27 protein-coding genes and 1 pseudogene are annotated in these 17,754 nt (G+C 38.4%); 10 read left to right on the top strand and 18 right to left on the bottom strand.

The genetic code is table 11. The features are described 5' to 3' along the window. Positions 1-85: 85 nt before the first annotated feature. Positions 86-580, bottom strand: a complete 495-nt coding sequence (locus ACWYN3_RS38715) for a M949_RS01915 family surface polysaccharide biosynthesis protein (RefSeq protein WP_456218947.1) — start codon at positions 578-580, stop codon at positions 86-88. A gap of 380 nt (positions 581-960) precedes the next feature. Here ACWYN3_RS38715 and ACWYN3_RS38710 point away from each other — a divergent pair, with 380 nt between their 5' ends. The 5 genes from ACWYN3_RS38710 (at position 961) to ACWYN3_RS38690 (ending at position 5,029) form a co-directional block, all read left to right on the top strand. Further along, on the top strand, positions 961-1,161 hold the full coding sequence (locus ACWYN3_RS38710) for a chemotaxis protein CheB (protein ID WP_456218946.1): 201 nt from the start codon (positions 961-963) through the stop codon (positions 1,159-1,161). Then, entirely contained in the window at positions 1,119-3,116 is a 1,998-nt protein-coding gene (locus ACWYN3_RS38705) for a CheR family methyltransferase (protein ID WP_456218945.1), read from the top strand. The genes ACWYN3_RS38710 and ACWYN3_RS38705 overlap by 43 nt, the downstream gene beginning before the upstream one ends. Before the next feature lie 65 nt (positions 3,117-3,181). Next, on the top strand, positions 3,182-3,628 hold the full coding sequence (locus tag ACWYN3_RS38700; RefSeq protein WP_456218944.1) for a PAS domain-containing protein: 447 nt from the start codon (positions 3,182-3,184) through the stop codon (positions 3,626-3,628). After that, on the top strand, positions 3,603-4,619 hold the full coding sequence (locus tag ACWYN3_RS38695) for a histidine kinase dimerization/phospho-acceptor domain-containing protein (RefSeq protein WP_456218943.1): 1,017 nt from the start codon (positions 3,603-3,605) through the stop codon (positions 4,617-4,619). The genes ACWYN3_RS38700 and ACWYN3_RS38695 overlap by 26 nt, the downstream gene beginning before the upstream one ends. Before the next feature lie 23 nt (positions 4,620-4,642). Continuing rightward, a complete protein-coding gene (locus ACWYN3_RS38690; protein ID WP_456218942.1) occupies positions 4,643-5,029 on the top strand; it encodes a sensor histidine kinase in 387 nt (128 codons plus the stop codon). 377 nt (positions 5,030-5,406) lie between these two features. On the opposite strand, the gene ACWYN3_RS38685 is transcribed toward ACWYN3_RS38690, so the two are convergent. Both ACWYN3_RS38685 and ACWYN3_RS38680 read right to left on the bottom strand, forming a co-directional pair. Next, a complete protein-coding gene (locus ACWYN3_RS38685) occupies positions 5,407-5,592 on the bottom strand; it encodes a hypothetical protein (protein ID WP_456218941.1) in 186 nt (61 codons plus the stop codon). A gap of 11 nt (positions 5,593-5,603) precedes the next feature. Beyond that, complete coding sequence (locus ACWYN3_RS38680; RefSeq protein WP_456218940.1) at positions 5,604-6,416, bottom strand: alpha/beta hydrolase; 813 nt, start codon at positions 6,414-6,416, stop codon at positions 5,604-5,606. A 126-nt stretch (positions 6,417-6,542) separates the two neighbouring features. Between ACWYN3_RS38680 and yiaA the strand changes: the two genes are divergently transcribed. Further along, on the top strand, positions 6,543-6,965 hold the full coding sequence (yiaA, locus tag ACWYN3_RS38675; RefSeq protein WP_456218939.1) for an inner membrane protein YiaA: 423 nt from the start codon (positions 6,543-6,545) through the stop codon (positions 6,963-6,965). An 81-nt stretch (positions 6,966-7,046) separates the two neighbouring features. Here yiaA and ACWYN3_RS38670 read toward each other — a convergent pair whose 3' ends face one another. From ACWYN3_RS38670 to ACWYN3_RS38635, 8 genes are all read right to left on the bottom strand, one after another. After that, a complete protein-coding gene (locus ACWYN3_RS38670; protein WP_456218938.1) occupies positions 7,047-7,514 on the bottom strand; it encodes a DinB family protein in 468 nt (155 codons plus the stop codon). 84 nt (positions 7,515-7,598) lie between these two features. Continuing rightward, on the bottom strand, positions 7,599-7,808 hold the full coding sequence (locus ACWYN3_RS38665; RefSeq protein WP_456218937.1) for a GNAT family N-acetyltransferase: 210 nt from the start codon (positions 7,806-7,808) through the stop codon (positions 7,599-7,601). Positions 7,809-7,843: 35 nt separating this feature from the next. Further along, the gene (locus ACWYN3_RS38660) at positions 7,844-8,563 is read right to left on the bottom strand and encodes a pirin family protein (RefSeq protein ID WP_456223304.1); all 720 of its coding nucleotides are present in this window, start codon (positions 8,561-8,563) and stop codon (positions 7,844-7,846) included. 307 nt (positions 8,564-8,870) lie between these two features. After that, complete coding sequence (locus tag ACWYN3_RS38655) at positions 8,871-9,440, bottom strand: Crp/Fnr family transcriptional regulator (protein ID WP_456218936.1); 570 nt, start codon at positions 9,438-9,440, stop codon at positions 8,871-8,873. Between the two features lie 58 nt (positions 9,441-9,498). Beyond that, the gene (locus tag ACWYN3_RS38650) at positions 9,499-9,630 is read right to left on the bottom strand and encodes a hypothetical protein (RefSeq protein WP_456218935.1); all 132 of its coding nucleotides are present in this window, start codon (positions 9,628-9,630) and stop codon (positions 9,499-9,501) included. Then, positions 9,602-9,970 (bottom strand): RidA family protein, encoded by a 369-nt coding sequence (locus ACWYN3_RS38645; protein WP_456218934.1) that lies wholly within the window; start codon positions 9,968-9,970, stop codon positions 9,602-9,604. The genes ACWYN3_RS38650 and ACWYN3_RS38645 overlap by 29 nt, the downstream gene beginning before the upstream one ends. Before the next feature lie 40 nt (positions 9,971-10,010). Beyond that, entirely contained in the window at positions 10,011-10,577 is a 567-nt protein-coding gene (locus ACWYN3_RS38640; protein ID WP_456218933.1) for an alpha/beta hydrolase, read from the bottom strand. Beyond that, a complete protein-coding gene (locus ACWYN3_RS38635; RefSeq protein WP_456218932.1) occupies positions 10,574-10,831 on the bottom strand; it encodes a hypothetical protein in 258 nt (85 codons plus the stop codon). Before ACWYN3_RS38635 ends, ACWYN3_RS38640 begins: the two co-directional genes overlap by 4 nt. A 61-nt stretch (positions 10,832-10,892) precedes the next feature. Here ACWYN3_RS38635 and ACWYN3_RS38630 point away from each other — a divergent pair, with 61 nt between their 5' ends. Beyond that, positions 10,893-11,132: a hypothetical protein gene (locus ACWYN3_RS38630; protein WP_456218931.1), complete on the top strand. Its 240-nt coding sequence runs from the start codon at positions 10,893-10,895 to the stop codon at positions 11,130-11,132. After that, positions 11,122-11,565 carry a L,D-transpeptidase family protein gene (locus ACWYN3_RS38625; protein ID WP_456218930.1) on the top strand — a complete coding sequence of 148 codons (444 nt, stop codon included), beginning with the start codon at positions 11,122-11,124 and terminating at the stop codon, positions 11,563-11,565. The genes ACWYN3_RS38630 and ACWYN3_RS38625 overlap by 11 nt, the downstream gene beginning before the upstream one ends. A gap of 12 nt (positions 11,566-11,577) precedes the next feature. Here the strand turns inward: ACWYN3_RS38625 and ACWYN3_RS38620 are convergent, their stop codons facing one another. Continuing rightward, positions 11,578-11,985 (bottom strand): hypothetical protein, encoded by a 408-nt coding sequence (locus tag ACWYN3_RS38620; RefSeq protein WP_456218929.1) that lies wholly within the window; start codon positions 11,983-11,985, stop codon positions 11,578-11,580. Positions 11,986-12,361: 376 nt separating this feature from the next. Between ACWYN3_RS38620 and ACWYN3_RS38615 the strand changes: the two genes are divergently transcribed. Both ACWYN3_RS38615 and ACWYN3_RS38610 read left to right on the top strand, forming a co-directional pair. Beyond that, positions 12,362-12,760, top strand: coding sequence for an LpxL/LpxP family acyltransferase (locus ACWYN3_RS38615; protein WP_456218928.1), 399 nt, complete (start codon positions 12,362-12,364; stop codon positions 12,758-12,760). Then, positions 12,642-13,280, top strand: a complete 639-nt coding sequence (locus ACWYN3_RS38610) for a lysophospholipid acyltransferase family protein (RefSeq protein WP_456223303.1) — start codon at positions 12,642-12,644, stop codon at positions 13,278-13,280. Before ACWYN3_RS38615 ends, ACWYN3_RS38610 begins: the two co-directional genes overlap by 119 nt. Here ACWYN3_RS38610 and ACWYN3_RS38605 read toward each other — a convergent pair. The 6 genes and pseudogenes from ACWYN3_RS38605 to ACWYN3_RS38580 all read right to left on the bottom strand — a co-directional run bounded on the left by ACWYN3_RS38605 (position 13,210) and on the right by ACWYN3_RS38580 (position 17,632). Next, a complete protein-coding gene (locus tag ACWYN3_RS38605; RefSeq protein ID WP_456218927.1) occupies positions 13,210-13,983 on the bottom strand; it encodes a TolC family protein in 774 nt (257 codons plus the stop codon). The genes ACWYN3_RS38610 and ACWYN3_RS38605 overlap by 71 nt on opposite strands. A 5-nt stretch (positions 13,984-13,988) precedes the next feature. Beyond that, entirely contained in the window at positions 13,989-14,159 is a 171-nt protein-coding gene (locus ACWYN3_RS38600) for a hypothetical protein (protein ID WP_456218926.1), read from the bottom strand. Continuing rightward, positions 14,113-14,595: a hypothetical protein gene (locus tag ACWYN3_RS38595; RefSeq protein WP_456218925.1), complete on the bottom strand. Its 483-nt coding sequence runs from the start codon at positions 14,593-14,595 to the stop codon at positions 14,113-14,115. Before ACWYN3_RS38595 ends, ACWYN3_RS38600 begins: the two co-directional genes overlap by 47 nt. A gap of 47 nt (positions 14,596-14,642) precedes the next feature. Beyond that, positions 14,643-15,179: an efflux RND transporter permease subunit gene (locus tag ACWYN3_RS38590; protein WP_456218924.1), complete on the bottom strand. Its 537-nt coding sequence runs from the start codon at positions 15,177-15,179 to the stop codon at positions 14,643-14,645. 64 nt (positions 15,180-15,243) lie between these two features. Further along, a pseudogene (locus tag ACWYN3_RS38585) lies at positions 15,244-16,620 on the bottom strand (efflux RND transporter permease subunit); the annotation flags it as partial. After that, a complete protein-coding gene (locus tag ACWYN3_RS38580) occupies positions 16,526-17,632 on the bottom strand; it encodes an efflux RND transporter permease subunit (protein ID WP_456223302.1) in 1,107 nt (368 codons plus the stop codon). The gene ACWYN3_RS38580 and the pseudogene ACWYN3_RS38585, both read right to left, overlap by 95 nt. Positions 17,633-17,754: the final 122 nt, after the last annotated feature.

Genomic DNA, 17,754 nt, shown 5'->3' with positions numbered 1-17,754 from the left:
CTATAAAAGCTATTGATAATGCTCTGTTTCAAAAGCTTTCCATTCCTTAATCATAAAAGCCTTAAAAGGTTCTGGTATTCCAGCTTCATATATTCATGGTACCCGGAATCTTTTCACCCATATTGACCGTGGTCGTTCCTCTGATCACATATTTGTTTTTATTCTCAAGCATGATCAATTTCATAACTTTGTTATCAACCCCTCCGGTACAGGTCAATTGATAAGCAAAAGTGGCTTCTGCAATTCCATCGCCGTCCAGATCAGTAACAAACAAGGCACCAGGAACAAATCTTGTCACAATATCTACAGGACATGAACTGATCTGATCATTAACATTTGCAATTTTCTGCCATACGCCCGCCGTTTTCACATAATGATAAACATGTAATTCTGCATCCCTGTTATCTTCATATTCCGCCGAATCTTTAGAAGCAAACTCACCCGTTTCAGTAAGCAGTAAAAGATTATCCCCTAACTTATCCTTCCAGCCCATAATCTTAATGGGTTTCCCTTTGTAAGTAACTATAGCAGGAAGATCTGCAACTTTCAAAGTATCACTTTTAATTTTACCTGTTTCCATTTGACCAGCAGAATCACTTTGCTGATTAGCAGGACCATTCTTAGCATCGGAAACATTGTTTTTTTATTTCCGGAAGTATTTGAATTAGTACAAGAAAACAGTGTTAATGCTGAAAAAATCCCAGCAAACAAATAAGAGACCAAAACTGAAGAAAGCGGTTTATTCATAAACAGTAAAGCTATAATTTAATCTGCATAGTCAGAAAAAAGCGCTTGCATTACTTAAAGTTTATTGCGCCGAATATTCAAGACTTTTTTTACCCTTTTACAAAATTCATTTTATTTAACCATAGGTACCCTTATTAATTAATAGATAAATCCAACGCGATTAATACCTATATTTGATTACAAACCCTCGTTCTATAAAATTAACCCGTTACCATGGATGCAAGCACCAATAAGCAATATATTATAGCCATTGGTGCATCTGCTGGCGGTCTTGATGCAATTGCTGCATTTTTCGACTATACTCCCCTCGATGCTGTCTCCTATATACTTATTCAGCACCTGTCTCCCTGTCTCCCATTTTCAAAAGTCAGATGGCCCAGATACTCAGCCGGCATAGTAAGCTCCAGGTTGTAGAAGCGACCCATAATCTTATCATAGAACCCAATACGGTATATGTTATACCCAGTTCTCATTTTATGGAAATTAAAGGTGGCAGACTTATTTTAACTGATAAAAAAAATAAGCCGAGGCCGCATATGACTATTGATTACTTTTTTATCTCATTAGCGAAAGAACAAACAACACATGCAATAGGTGTTATTCTATCCGGCACTGGAAACGATGGGTCAAAGGGGGTTAAGGCTATTAAAAAAAGAGGTGGTATGGTTATCGTTCAGGATCCTGCTACAGCTAATTACAAAGAAATGCCATTTGCAGCAATTGCAAGTTCTGTTACTGACTATATTCTTGCTCCAGAGGCTATGCCCAAAGTAATTGAAGACTATGTCGAGAACAATATAACTCACACTAACCAGAAAGATGATAAAATCAACGAAGGCGGACATCTTGAAATTATCCGTTTGATTAAAGAAACTCTCCCTTTTGATTTTACTAACTATAAACATCCCACCATTTTACGCAGAATAAAAAGGAGGATGGAACAGCAGCATTTTAGTAATGTTGGAAAATATTATGCTTTTTTACAGCAAAACCCTAAAGAAACAGAACTGCTCGCTAATGACTTCTTAATTGGGGTAACTTCTTTTTTCAGAGACCCTGAGTCTTTTAAAGTAATTGAAGAAACGGTAATTCCTGATATTATAGATCACAAAAAATCAGACGAAGTTATAAAAATATGGGTAGCAGGCTGTTCTACAGGTGAAGAAGCTTACTCGCTAGCCATATTAATCAGGGAATATTTAGACAAGGTTCAGCAAAAAAATGATGTTAAAATATTCGCAACAGATATTAGCAAATCTTCACTGGAATTTGCTTCAAAAGGAGTTTATCCAGAAGCATTGGTCAAAAACATAACAACAGAGAGACTAAAGTTTTTCACCCACGAAGACGACGACTACTTCAAAATAAAACCAGAGATCAGACAAATGCTCATTTTTGCACACCATGACCTGGCCAAAAACCCTCCCTATTGTAACATTGACCTGATTAGCTGCCGTAACCTGTTAATTTACATGAATGCCGTTTTACAGAAAAAAGTCTTCTCCATGATGTATTTTGGTCTAAAGAAAGATGGATATCTATTTTTAGGCCCTAGTGAGAACGCTACTGTTTTACAAAAGAATTTTGAAGAAATCAGCAATAAATGGAATATACTAAAACGGAATAAAAACGGCCAGACTTTTAGGTTTGACATCTTTCCGTCACCCATTCTTGAAGGAATAAAAAATACTACAATGGAAATAAGTAAGAAAGCCACAGCTCCCCTATCAAAATTAGCTGCTACAGATGAAATAAACAAGGTTATTCTGGAAGAGTCTGGATTCAGAGGAATATGTACAGACGAAAACCTGACTGTAATCCGTTCATTTGGCGATCCATCTATTTATCTTAAAAACGAACTTTTCAATTTTAACCTGAATGACTTAATACCTGATCATATTGCAATTGCTTTCAAAGCCGCAGCTCATAAAGCTTTGAAAACAAACGATAGAATTGTACTTAAAAACCTCAAGCTTCAGGTTAAAGATGAACTGATGAGCCATATTATTGATATTGTGATTAAACCCTTTTTAATAACAAATTCAACTACACAGCTGATATTGGTTCTTTTCCAAAAAAACAGGGATAAGAAGACTGATCAGAGTTATATTCTGGCTGATGATACTTCCCAACTGACTAAAGGATATGTTACCAACCTCGAAAATGAACTTACCGAAGCAAAGCATCAGCTGGAAACTGCGCATGACTGGATAGCCTCGTCAAATGAGAATATGCAATCTTTTAACGAAGAGCTTTTATCTGCCAACGAAGAAATGCAGAGTGCAAATGAAGAATTACAATCTTTAAATGAAGAACTGCAAACGATTAATAAAGAACAGCATTATACCAATTCGGAACTGCCGAATTAAATGACGATCTGAATAATTATTTCCGTAGTAACACCAACGGGCAACTATTTGTAGATCAGGATTTGTTGCTTAAAAAATTCTCTCCTGCAGCCGTTCAGCATATTAATATACGTGAGAGTGATATTGGCCGTCCGTTAAGCAATATAACTACAAATATCAGGATGGATAGCTGGATAGATGATATAAAAAAAAAAGTTATGCTACATAATGAGACTATTATCCGGGAAGCGGAATCTGATGGAGGTAAAATATACCAGGTAATGACTATGCCTTATCTCAGAAAGGGCAGTAAAAAAGCAAATGGTGCCATTATTAGTTTTTATGACATCACAGAGCTCAAAAATCTATCTTCTAGGATAACAATTAGCAATGAAGACTTGCTAAAAAAAAATGATAAAATCACAGAAGTCAATGCTGAACTCCTGGAACGTAACGAACAGTTAAACAACTCTAAGAGATATACAGAAGAGATATTCAATACCATTCATGACCCCACTCATTATCCTGGATAAGGAACTCAAAGTATTGCGTGCTTCGGAAGGATTCTTTCAGATGTTTAAAGTAAAAGAACAAGAAACTGAGGGCACATTTTTGTATGACCTGGGCAACAAGCAATGGGATATCCCTGTTCTGCGCCATCAGTTAGAAAACATTTTGCCACAAGAGGGGCACTTTAAAGCCTTTGAAGTTGATCATGTATTTAACCTGATAGGGCGTAGAATTATGCGTCTTACCGCCAGACAATTTGATACGTATACGGAAGACAAATTAATTTTACTGGCTATACACGACATAACAGATAAACGAAAAGTTGAAGAAGGGCTTGCTGAGGCAGAGCGTTTACTGGAAGAAAGTAAGGAAAGATTACATTTTGCAATTGAATCTGCCGGTATAGGTGCCTGGGATTTTAACCCTTTAACCAATGAACTGATCTGGGACAATCGTTGTAAAGAATTATTCGGCCTTGCCCCCGACGACTATGTTGACTCCTCACTATTTATGGATCATATTTTCCACGAAGACCGCGCAATGGTTGAAGAAAAAACCAAGGAAGCATTAAAAGGTGAACTGAATGGCGAATTCAATACAGAGTACCGCTCAGTAGGATTATATGATCAGAAAATACGCTGGATAAAATCTAAAGGCAAAGCCTATTTCAATGCTAAGAAAGAAGCAACCCGGTTTATTGGAACTGTACTGGATGTTTCAATAGAAAAAAGCCTGGAAGAAAATACCAAAGAGCTATTATTAAAAAAAGATGAGTTTATCAGCATTGCCAGCCATGAACTTAAAACACCTATTACAAGTCTTAAAGCTGCTTTACAGCTCTTAATGCGTATGAAAGATAACCCATCTCCCATTATGCTGCCAATACTTTTAGCGCAATCAACTAAAAGTATGGAAAAGGTAACCAGTTTGATTGATGATCTACTCAATGTTACCCGTATAAACGAGGGGCAACTTCAATTGAATAAGTCTGTTTTCAACCTGGCCATTTACTGAATACCTGCTGCACACATGTAAGAATGGATGGCAAACATGAACTCATTGTGCAGGGCGATGCATCTATAGAGGTCTTTGCAGATGAAAACAGGATAGATCAGGTTGTAGTCAATTTCGTAAACAATGCAGTTAAATATGCCCCGGATTCAAAAAACATCTATATGATTATAGAAAAAGAACATGGAATAACCAAAGTATCCATAAAAGATGGCGGGCCAGGTATTCCAGAGGAAAAAAGGGTTCATTTATTCGACCGTTATTATCGTTCAGACTATGAGGGCGGACAATATTCAGGATTGGGTTTAGGCCTCTATATTTGTTCAGAGATCATTAAACGCCATGGCGGAAATATTGGGGTTGACAGTGAAATTGGTCAGGGTTCTTCTTTTTGGTTTACAATACCTGAATAAAACAGTCTGGCGTATGATGACAGGAATCTACCTTCACTGTGTCTTTTTTAATTCTAAGAAATTTAAATTCCTTTATTTTTTCGTTTTATGGACATTAGAATCAGGTAAATTTGTTATTATATTTGAATAAGCTATACTAACTATATTATCAAATTCAAATGGATCAGCAGATTGTCTACATCCAGAACTAGTTAGAATAATTAAACAAAATAACGCCAGTAAAACTTTCATGTTTATTATATAAATATATATTATCTAATAAATATTTACATAATAAAAACAGTAATAAAAAATTTACTACGCCAACTACCATTTAACTTACATCAAATATCATTCCCGACAATAAATATTAGTTTTCAGCATTATTTTAACCAGAGCTAAGGTGTCTTTTTTACAGGTATCATTCCTAGTATTCCAGTTGCAAACTTTAATGTTTCTTTTTCTACAGCTGGTACATCCTTACTCAACAACGGAGAAGCGATCACATGATTTCCAGCATTAGGAATTGCCTGCTTTACTTTAAGTGCCCCTGGCGTCCCTAATTCTTCAAACATTTTCAACATCGCATCTACTTTTACCGAGCATCCTGATGCTGTGCATCTTTATAGTAGTACAGCATTAATACAGGCTGTTTTACCTGCTCATAACTTTCTTTCACATTGGATGTTTCCATAAACTCCTGTAATTGTGGAACAGCTTCTAAACGATATTGACTATACCAATACTGAAGAACCTTAGGATCAGTATCTGCACTCTTTTTAGAATATATCCCACCCATTACTTTCCTGATCAGCTGCAGGCCCCATGGTTTATTAGTGAGCCATGCTGAACCGTCATTAATCTCAATATTAGGAGAATAAAGAATTACTCCCTTAATCTCAGGGAAATTCGCTGCTAATTTAACAGCTAGTGCACCCCCGGTTGAAGTACCCATTATAATTACTTTTTTCCCGATTTTTTTACCAATTGCATAAGCTTCCAGTGCAGATGCCCATAAATTCTCTGGTGTAAACTCAAGCATAGCGTCTTTTCCTTTTAGTCCGTGACCTGCCAGACGGGCAAGGTAAAGATTACATCCAAAGGTTTTAGCGAAATTGCGGTGAACAGGCTCTCCCTCTCCCTGGCTTGCAGTAAACCCATGAAGATATACTAAAGCGTATTCTGTTTGCTCCTTATGTGTACTATCTGCCCAGACAATCTTTGCTTCATTATCCGTTTTCACAGGAAGTCTGGCTTCCCTTTGATTAATAAATGTATCTAACTGATCCAGCTTGCCCGGAACCGAAGGCAGTGCGGTAACATAAACTGGCGTTGCAGGCTTAGGCCCCGAAAAATAAATGACCACCAACAGAAGTATCAGAACTCCTAAACCTATTAAAATCTTCATAATCATGTTTTGCGTCTTATCAAAATTAACATTTTTATTCAAATGAATCTCACCGGATATTATTACATTTAATTATAATTGTCCTAATTAACTAATCAGTATCATTTAATATCTATCTCAAAATCAATGAACCAAAAACCATCAAGTGCATTTATTGGAGCCTCCTGGGTAGCTTTAATGGCAGGATTCGCTGCTGCTTATAATATCGGACTTTTCAATGCTACAATGCAATTGAACGAGAAGGGTTACTACTTTACGATCCTTATTTTCGGCGTATTTGCCGCTATATCGGTACAAAAATGCGTACGTGACCGCCTGGAAGGAATTCCGGTAACCAATATTTACTATGGGATAGCCTGGTTCTGTACAGTTCTTTCACTTGTACTGTTAACCGTAGGTCTGTGGAATGCTACACTTGCCTTAAGTGAAAAAGGGTTTTATGCGATGTCATTCGTATTGACAATTTTCGCTTCCATTGCGGTGCAAAAGAACACCAGGGACAGTATAGGTGCAGAGCCTAAAACACCAAACGATTCTAATAACTTTTAATAAAAAACCCTGAATCAGCGAAGTTTTGCTTTGGCTTGCTCAACAATGATCCAGGGTTTTTTATGTTTTAAAATTATATCGTTAAACCGATACTTTCTTAGCAGTGATATAACGCCTGTGATAGTTAATCTGTCCGGTATGATAAGAAAAATGAGCAAATAGATGAATTAATACATATTCAACTGTCTGTTCCTCATTGACTACCTTTATTGCAGCAGGATAATCCTCATCCAACTGCTCACTTGTCAGGCTGGAAATAGCATCACCAATAGTCTCCGATAATTGATTAAATTCGACTATCAATTCTTCCTTAGTAAATAAACGGGCATTAAATTCAGCATCTCTGTTTCTTTCATAATTGATATGTCCAAAGGGATTACCTACAAAAGTTTTTAAATTACCAATCAGATGCTGCAGTAAATTGCCTCCTGAATTGGTCGTTCCCGGTAATACTTCCCATAAGGAGTTATCATCCGGATATTTTTCAAGTTCTTCAGTGACCCTTTTGAGATCACGTTTATATAATTGAGTATAAAATTCGGTTTTCATCTGTTTAGTATTAAAAAAGTACGTCCTGCAAATCTGGGTTTTTATCAAATACACTTTTAGCGAAAGGACATAAAGGAAGAATTTTCACTTTATTTTTTCCCTGGCATATTTTACCGCTTCAAGTACTAATTTCTTTCCCACCCCTTTTCCTGAAAAATCAGGGTTTACTTCAGTATGATCAATAATGATCTTACCCGGTCCGGCCCAGACATAAGTCATTTCTCCGGCTACCTTTTCATCTTCTATGGCTTTAAAACTGCCCTTTTTCTCATCGTTAAACTGCTCGATATTCATAGCTATTATTTCCTTAAATACGTACCTGCTTATAATTATTTAATCTTTTTTGCCAGCCAATTATCTGATCTGTTTCCCCTGTGGCGGAAGCGGCACAAAATCCGTCTCCCCGGAACCGGTGGGAATGACTGTTCCAGCCATTTGGTTTTCGCTTCCTCAATCCTTTCTCTGCTTGAAGCCACAAAATTCCAGTATATAAACCGCTCTTCTGGAAATGGTTCACCGCCAAAAATATAAACGGTCGTATTTTCATGCATTTCGAATTCACAGAGCTGACTGTCTTTAGCAATCAGTATTTGTTTTGGTTCATAAACATTCCCTTCACTTTCTATAGCCCCTTCAAGAATGTATAAGGCACTTTCACCATACAAATATTCCCCTATTTTCACCGTCTGGCGGTCTTTGGTTTTCAATTCCAGAAAGTAAAGCGGGCTAAAAACTGGTACAGGAGATTTCTTTCCGAAAGCTTCTCCCGCAATTAACTTAAATGAAGTTCCCTCAGATTCCCAAACAGGCATCTCATTTTCTTCAATATGATAAAACTCCGGGGCCATTTCCTCCTTGTCTTTTGGTAAAGCGACCCAGATCTGGAGTCCATGCAGCATCTTATCTGAATGTCGTAAATATTCAGGAGTACGTTCAGAATGAACAATCCCGCTTCCAGCAGTCATCCAGTTTACCTGACCAGGCTTAATCTCCACCTCATTACCTAAACTATCTTTGTGCATAATACTGCCTTTAAAAAGATAAGTCAGTGTCGAAAGACCAATATGCGGATGCGGAGGTACATCCAGGTTCTCATGTTCTCATGGTCACTCAGGCAAACCGGGCCCATATGATCGATAAACGAAAATGGTCCAACCATTCTTTTTTCACGAAATGGTAAAAGCCTGCCTACTATAAAATTGCCAATATTGCTCGCTCTTTCCTCTATAATCAGTTTAATATTTGACATCCCGAATATGATATTATGTATAAAAATTTCCCTCTATCAGACCGTATAGATACGATCTGCTTAAACAAGCTCTAAGATAGGATTAATTATTTCTCTCAAATTCTAAACTACAATTCTTTTCTGATCCGGCTAAGCTGAGTTGGGGTTATACCCAGATAAGAAGCAATATGATGTTGTTTAAGCCGCTCATTCAGTTCAGGATAGGTGAGCAGAAACGTTTGATAACGCTGTGTAGCATTTTGATATTTTGCCGTAATCTCTAAGACCTCTTTATCTGCTATCCAGTGCTTTTCCATATATTTAATATGAAACATGGCAAGATCTGGAAACCGTTCGATCAACTTCCAGAACGAAGCTGAATCATATTCAAGTACCTCAGTATCTTCAAGCGCATAGATATTAAACATACCCGGTTCTCTTTTAAGCATCGCTGAGGTCGATGCCACAAAAGAATTTTCCGCAAAGAACTTCTTGATTACAATATTCCCTTCCTCAGTAGTATAATAATAAGATAAAAGACCTTTTTTGACAAAGGAAATTGTTCTGGGTATACTCCCCTCTCTCAGTAAAAAATCGTGCTTAACAATAGTTTTGGGCCGCACGATTTTTAAGATTTCATCAACGCAAGCAGTAGATAATGCAGCGTAGCTATTTAATGCTTTAATAAATAAATCCATCTTCAATCCCTCTGTTCTGTGGGATAAAGATCGGATTATTTCATTTGAAATAACCTGTTTATTTCAAATCGTGCATGACTGCAGTCGCATCAATTTCGATTAGCATTCCGTCTAAGGCTAATCTTGAAACAGGAATCAGTGTATTCACAGGAAATTTCTCATCAGGCCAGACTTTCTTCTGCTTCTTCAATGAGTATTTTGTGTTTTTCAGCATCATAATCAACCACAAGTGTTGTTAGTTTAGCAATATGCTGCATTTCCAGCCCCTTACTTTTCAACGCAATTGCCAGGTTCTCAAAAGTAAACCTTACCTGCGTTCTGAAATCTTCACTCAATTTACCTTCCTGATCTGTTCCTGCCTGTCCGGCGACAAAAACCAGTATACTATTAGCAGGTACCGTAGCTACGTGAGAATATCCATGCGGACGGGGATCATATAAACCTTTAGGGTTAGTAATTTCCTGTGCAATGCCTTGCTGAGTTAATAAGCCTAATGTTGCCATAATTAATAAACGTTGAATAAGTTTCATCGGTATAAATTTGTTTTGAATTGAATTCCTGATCAGCCAATCAGGATTGACTGAAATAGTTATGAATAAATAATAGCTGAAAAGCCGCAGCCTTTGACCAGTATACGTTATCGTGTCCTCCAGGGCGCTCTATATAATCGTGCGCTATATTTTTTAGCTCAATTAATTTCTGATGTAAAGACCTGTTTATTTCCAATAAGGGATCATTAAGACCACAGTCAATGATCAGTTTCAATTCATTGTTTTTCAGCGACGATATCGTGTAAGCTACCGTATGAGTTTCCCAGCTTTTTTCATGGCCGGAATAATCACCAAGGTTCTTCTCAATTCCGTATCCATTTGTAAAAGGTCTGAAGTCAACCGCCCCGCAGGTACTACCTGCTGCACCAAACAGTTCTTTATGGCGAATAGCAATAAATAGAGCTCCATGTCCTCCCATGCTCCATCCATAAATTGCTCTTTTCTCCCGCTTAGCTATCGAAGGATAATTTTTATCGGTATAACCAACAAGCTCTTTACTGATAAAACTTTCATAACGTATCTTATCATTTACCGGACTATCAAAATACCAGCTGTCATAGCCTCCATCTGCAAGAACAAAAATCATTTTGTAAGTTTCTGCCTGTACGGCAAGATCGGGGATATATCCTGCTTGATTGTTCTCATCGCATTCCCGCTATAGCCATGTAATATGTATACTACCGGGAACTGCCTGATACCTTTCGTTTTATCCGGAGTTATAAAAACACAGCGGATTTCTTTTTTCATAGCCCCACTATATACTGCTGCCGTATCTACTTTTGCAGCAAAAGAAGAAACAGTAAAAAACATAACGGCTAAAAGACTGAATAATCGTTTCATATTTATTAATTTGTCCAGCAAAGAACCACCTAATTTCTTCACCAAACATTTACATATGTTGATGAAACAGGAAAAACTATCCCTTCAAAACAATTTCAAACAGCAACAGCTCAATATGGGAAGAGTAAGAACTGCCTATACTGAAAAATGGACCAGCCTACAGGACGAACTGCGTCAAAAAGACTTTAAAGATAAATTCGATTTATCCATTACTGCCTATAAAAGCGAAGGCAAATTGGAAATATGGGTGAAAGCCAGAAATCAAGCTAAATACAGTCTGTTTAAGACTTATGACTTATGATTTTAGTGCATATTCAGGAATTTTAGGGCCAAAAACTAAAAAGGGTGATCTTCAGACTCCCGAAGGGATATATTTCATTGACAGGTTTAATCCGGATAGCAAATTTCATTTATCCCTCAGGATTAATTATCCAAATGCTACTGATCTGCTCAGAAGTGGTCAGAATGATCCAGGTTCGGATATCTATATTCATGGGAACCAGGTTACAGCAGGATGTATCCCGTTAACTGATGATAAAATAAAAGAGGTTTATATACTCGCTGTTGAAGCAAAAAACAGCGGGCAATCACAAATTCCGGTTCATATTTTCCCTTTCAGAATGACAAAAGAAAATATGAACACAGAAGTACTGAATTTTCCACAGCACAAAGCCTTCTGGACAACATTACAGCCAGTGTATGAATCTTTAAAAAAAATCAGAAACCCAGGTTAATTCTCCTGATCTTCAACAATTGGAGACCATGTTTCCTGCAAATGGTGCCATTTTAGCTGTCCGTCCGTCATCTCCTCTGATAAATAAAGCACTGGCGATTCTTTTATTATCACCTTCTTCTCTGTACTGTAATTCTGTATAAGTCATCAAGACACTATCTGCCAGTACATAATGCGCTTTAATATCTTCAACTTCTATTAGAATATCAGGCTTAAGTCCGTACACTGTAGGTAGCCAGGCCGATAATTCTGTAAAATCCACAGCAAGACCACCAGGAGTAATCATTATAAAATCCTGATGAAAATTCTTTAGAATAGCAGCTTCTCCTGCTTTGTTTCCTTCAACATCACTGCGAAACCATTCTCCGATATTTTGTAAAAAAAGGTTAATCTCTTCTGTTGCCTGTATGACGATATCCATATAAATATTAATTAATTGTTCCTGATCCGGGACAATAGCACCTGCTAATTATCCCTGCGTAAATTATGTATTATTTAATTACAAAAGTAGTAAGGGTAAAAGCAAATGAGGTTGTCACAAGACAAACAACAAATAAAATGACTGATCTGATCAATCCAAACAAGCTATTCGTCAAGCCCCGTTCTCAACTGGTCAATTGTTTTATAGCAACCAAAATCCACAACCTAAATTAGTAATCTTATGACAGGTCAAACTCATTCTCTATGTTTCATGTTCAGCGGTTTTCTATCTATTGCGCTGGTCCTGGCTATTATCGTAATTATTTACCTATTAAAACTTGTCCATGAATCTTGTGAGGAATAAATTTTTCAATCAGTTGTATCACCTTATTTTTTTTCCTATTTACCTCATTAGTCTGCTTCCGCATACAATAGCTGATGTCACTATCGGAAGGTTCCTTTATTTTATTTCTTACAAAGTGTTCAGGTACCGTTATAGCGTAGTCCTGCAGAATCTTTCCAGGTCCTTACCTGCAAAATCTTATGGAGAGATTCAACAGATTGCCAAAGACTATTACAAGCATCTGGCCTGTATGGTCATTGAGATCATTAAACTCTTCTCTGTAAGCAGTCATTCCCTGGATAAAAAAAACACAGCTGGTCAATACAGAACTCTTACTTCATTACCATCAGCAAAACCGCAATATAATTGCCGTTTTAGGGCATTATGGAAATTGGGAATATCTGAATATTTTACCAGCCAGGCTTCCATTTAAAGTAAATGCAATTTACAAACCACTTTCCAGTCCTGTTATGAATAAATTAGTTCACTATGTGAGAGGCCGTTTTGGGATGCAGCTTCTTCCTGCAAATCAGGCACTCAGATATTTGCTTAAACAAAAAGACAAATCACAATTGTCAATTTTTTTAGCCGATCAGTTTCCTGGTGTTAGTGAACATGCCAAATTTGACTTCTTACATCAATCTACAAATATGTTTAATGGTGCAGAAAAATTAGCCATTGCAACTAATGCAGTTGTTGTTTACCTGGAAATGAAAAGGAAACCTGATAATTGCTGGGAAATAGGTTTTTCCCTGATTACAGAATCTCCAAAGGAAACCTGTAATCAGGAAATCACCAAATGTTTTGCAGACACTTCAACATACAATCAAAGTAGACCCTTCTTATTGGTTATGGTCACACAAACGGTGGAAGGCATAAATTCTATTTCCATCCACCCCCTAAAGCCCGGTACAAAGACACCGTTGCCTGCACTTGCTGCAACTGGTCATTGACCTGACTAAGCTGGGCAGCCAGAAAACTTTGCTGCGCAGTCAGTACTTCAGTATAATTTGCTGAGCCATATCTAACCAGCGCCTGTGTATATTGAACTGACTTTTCCAGATTCTCCAATTGACTTGTTCTGGTGATTTTCTTTTCCGAAGCCCGCTGATAAGAATACATTGCATTAGAAACCTCCTGTCCGGCGGTAAGTACCACAGTCTGGAAACTTAATACAGCTTGTTGCTGCTGCTCCAAAGCTACTTTTAGCCTTGTTTTATTAGCACCCTTGTTAAATATAGGCTGTGTTAAACCTCCCGTTAGACTGCTGATCCATGATCCCGGGCCAAAGAAACTACTGAAACTAGAATATCCCCCTGATGCTGAAATAGTTAAAGAAGGATAAAAATAAGTTCTCGCCACATTACCCAGTTCAAAGGCATTTTGGAAATTATACTCCGCAGCCAGTACATCAGGGCGGTTAGCTAATAATTGTACAGGAACACCAGTTTGCAATAGCGCAATCGGGTGAATCTGATCAAATTTACTTCGTTCTATCGGCCCCGGAACCCTGCCCAGTAATAAGTTCAATCCATTTTCAGTTTCTCTGATCGATTGCATCAGATCGGGAATAGTAACTGCTACCGCATATTTACTGGATTCACTTTGCACTACCGCAGCTCCTGTCACTACATCCGCTGTTTTCAGTTTCTTCATAATATCTACAGTAGTCTGCCAGTTTTTTTCAAACTCTGCTGAGTGATCAGCAATTGATCGTCCAGCGCAAGTAAGCGATAATAATTGGTGGCAATATTAGCGACCAGTTCCGTTTGAACAGCTCTTGCATTAGCTTCTGCCTGTAATAAAGAAGCCCAGATTAGCCCGTTTTCCACTGCTGAGTTTGCCCCATAAGTCAGCCTCCCAGCTTGTGGTCAGTTCGGCCTGATATTGATAAGGGACAACACTTTTTAGTTCACCCTGATTAGAAGATCCTATGGCTACCGCACTGGCATCACTATTTAAAGAAGGTAAAAATGAAAGCTTACTTTGCTCAAGATAAGCCCTGGATTGACGGATACGGGAATAGGCAGCCTTCAGATTTAAATTCCGCTGTATTCCTTCACCGATTATCTTTTGCAATAAGGTATCTGTAAACATTTCTTTCCAGTGCAGACTGGCAATCGTGACGGTATCCGCAGCTACATTTTCTCTGTATAATCCTTCCATATCCACAACTGGCTTTTGATAAGGTTTCGTTACTTTGCACGAAGCGAATAACAATATAATCAGCCCTATGACGGGTGGATAAATTTTCAAGTATCTTTTCATAATTAAATTTGCCGTAATAAATTATAATTTGTGATCAGGTTTCCGTTTCACTTCTCCTGAAGCGTCTGAAATACGATGAATAAAGTTGGCGTAATAAACAGGCCGAAAACGGTTCCTACCAGCATCCCTCCTACGGCTCCCACACCAATAGAGCGGTTACCATTTGCACCTGCCCCGGTAGCCAGCATCAAAGGAACAAGCCCTAGTATAAAAGCAAATGAGGTCATTAATATCGGTCTGAGCCTTGCCTGTGCACCTTTGACCGCAGCTTCTGTAATCTCCATTCCCGAACGCCTTCTTTCTACGGCAAACTCAACAATAAGAATCGCGTTTTTTGCCAGCAGCCCGATGAGCATCACCAGTGTGATCTGTACATAAATATTATTACTGATCCCAAACAGATGCGCGAACATAAAAGCTCCTGCCGTACCCACAGGTATAGTCAGCAAAATTGATAATGGCAATAAATAACTCTCGTACTGCGCACTGAGCAATAAATAAACAAAGACCAGGCAAAGCAGGAAGATGAAAATTTGTCTGACTGTTTCCAGCAAGTTCTTCCCTTGTAATTCCTGAAAACTCATAGCTATAACCAGCAGGCAGTGTTTTTGCAGCCACTTCCTGTATGGCATTAATCGCCTGACCAGAACTGTAAGACGCATTAGGTGTACCGTTAATACTGATTGAATTGTACAAATTAAAACGCGTTATTGCCTGTGGCCCATAAGTTTGAGTCAGGGTAAAAAATTCCGTCACCGGAACCATTTGTCCATCAGGCGTACGTACAAAAATTCCGTTCAGACTTTCAGGTGTCATCCGGTATTCTGGTGATGATTGTACCATTACCCTGAACTGCTGTCCGAACTGGTTAAAGTTTGAAGCATAAACCCCTCCAAAATAACCCTGCATAGCAGAAGTAATATCTACCACATTCAGCCCGGCATCTTTAATCTTCGGAACATTCATGTTCATCAGATACTGAGGAAAATTAGGATTAAAAGAAGTCGTCGCAAACTGTATTTCCGGCCGTTCTGATAAAGCGGATAAAAAGTCTTTACTTGCTTTATAGAATGCCGGTATTTCACCACCAGTTTTATCCTGCAATTGAAAAGCAAAGCCATTTGTAGTTCCGAAACCCTGTATGGTAGCTGGAGCAAAAAACTTAACCTCAGCTTCTGTAATATCAGCCGATTTTTTAATCAGCTCACTAATGATAGCCTGAACATCTCTTTTTCTTTTATCCCACGGAATAAGACGCATCACTACAGTCGCATAATTACTCCCCGTTCCGGAAAGCTGTCCCCTACCAGTAATAGCCAGTACATTATTGATTTCCGGGATCGTATGCGCCAGTTTCTCTATTTTACGCGTCACTACATCTGTCCGCTCTAAAGAAGCATCAGGAGGCAAAGTTATATTACAATTGACCGCTCCAAGATCTTCGTTAGGCACAAATCCAGTTGCTGTATTTTTAGCGATGAAAAACAGTGTAACCATAAAAAATCCGAGTATAGAAAGCGGAATCCATTTCTTATGACTAAAGAAAAAGAAGGCAATGGTATTTGCGTATTTATTGCTCATCCGCTCAAAGGAAGTATTAAAAGCAGTATAGAATTTTTCCATGAGACTCATTTTAGCTTTTCCTTTTTCATGGTGACTCTTTAAAAACAAGGCACAAAGCGCAGGGCTGAGTGTCAGCGCATTAATCGCAGATAAGATAATCGCTATCGCTAATGTAAGCCCAAACTGCTTATAAAAGACCCCGGATGACCCGCCAATAAAACTGACGGGAATAAATACCGCAGACATCACCAGTGTAATAGAAACAATAGCACTGGAAATCTCACCCAAAGCGTCAATACTTGCTTGTCTGGCCGAAGTATAACCACTATCCAGTTTCGCATGGACAGCTTCTACGACTACAATTGCGTCATCGACGACAATACCAATGGCTAATATGAGCGCGAAGAGTGTAAGCAGATTGATCGTAAACCCAAATAATTTTAAAAAGAAAAATGTTCCTATAATGGCTACCGGTACAGAAATAGCCGGAAATAAGTGTGGAGCGAAAATCCTGAAGAAAGACAAACACAACTATAAAAACCAGGATAAACGCTTCAAATAAAGTATGCAAAACCTTATCAATGGAAGCAGTCAAAAAATCATCCACACTCTGCAAGACCACATAATGTATACCCTTAGGAAAAGTTTTAGACGCTTTATCCATCACCTGAAGTGTTTGCTGAATCACTTCACGGGCGTTGGAACCTGCTACCTGTGATACGTTAATGGATACTGCCGGGTGGCCATTAGTTCTGGTACTGTTAAAATAACTCAACGCACCCAACTGAATGCGTGCGATATCCTTAAGTCTTAACAAACGGCTGCGATCATTTGAACGGATGACTATATTTCCAAACTGGGCAGTATCTACCAATGTACCCGGATACTTGATTACATATTGAAAAGCCTGTCCTCCACGTTCGCCAAACTGGCCGGGAGCTGCTTGTATATTCTGATCAGACAATGCGGCTGTAACATCTGCCGGTACCAGCCATAAAGATGCCATAGCTTGTGGATTAAGCCAGATACGCATAGAATAATCCATTTGACCAGAAGCAGAAGCATCACCAACTCCCTGAATTCTTTTAACTTCCGGAGCAATATTAATGTCCACATAATTCTGTAAAAAGGTCTGATCATAAGCAGGATTATCACTGTAAACCGAAAAGATCAAAAGAGTACTTGTCTGTTTTTTCTGAACAGTAACACCTGCCTTGGTTACCTCCTGAGGCAATAAAGGAGTAGCACGGGAAACTGCATTCTGCACATTGACAGCTGCCATGTTCGGATCGCTTCCTATTTTAAAACTCACGGTTATATTTCCTGATCCGTCATTACCGGCAGTAGAAGTAATATAATCCATATTTTCAACCCCATTGATCTGTTGTTCAAGGGGAACAATTACGCTCTTTAATACTACGTCGGCACTAGCGCCACTGTAGTTTGCTGATACCTGTACGGTTGGTGGTGCAATATCAGGATACTGGGAAATCGGAGTGAAACCAGGCCAAGTATCCCCAGGGTAACTATAATAATAGATACCACGGTCGATAACACCGGACGCTCAATAAATAGCTTTAACATATGCTGATATTT

Source organism: Pedobacter sp. NJ-S-72, assembly GCF_053890575.1.
This window is presented reverse-complemented; position numbering and strand designations above follow the sequence as displayed.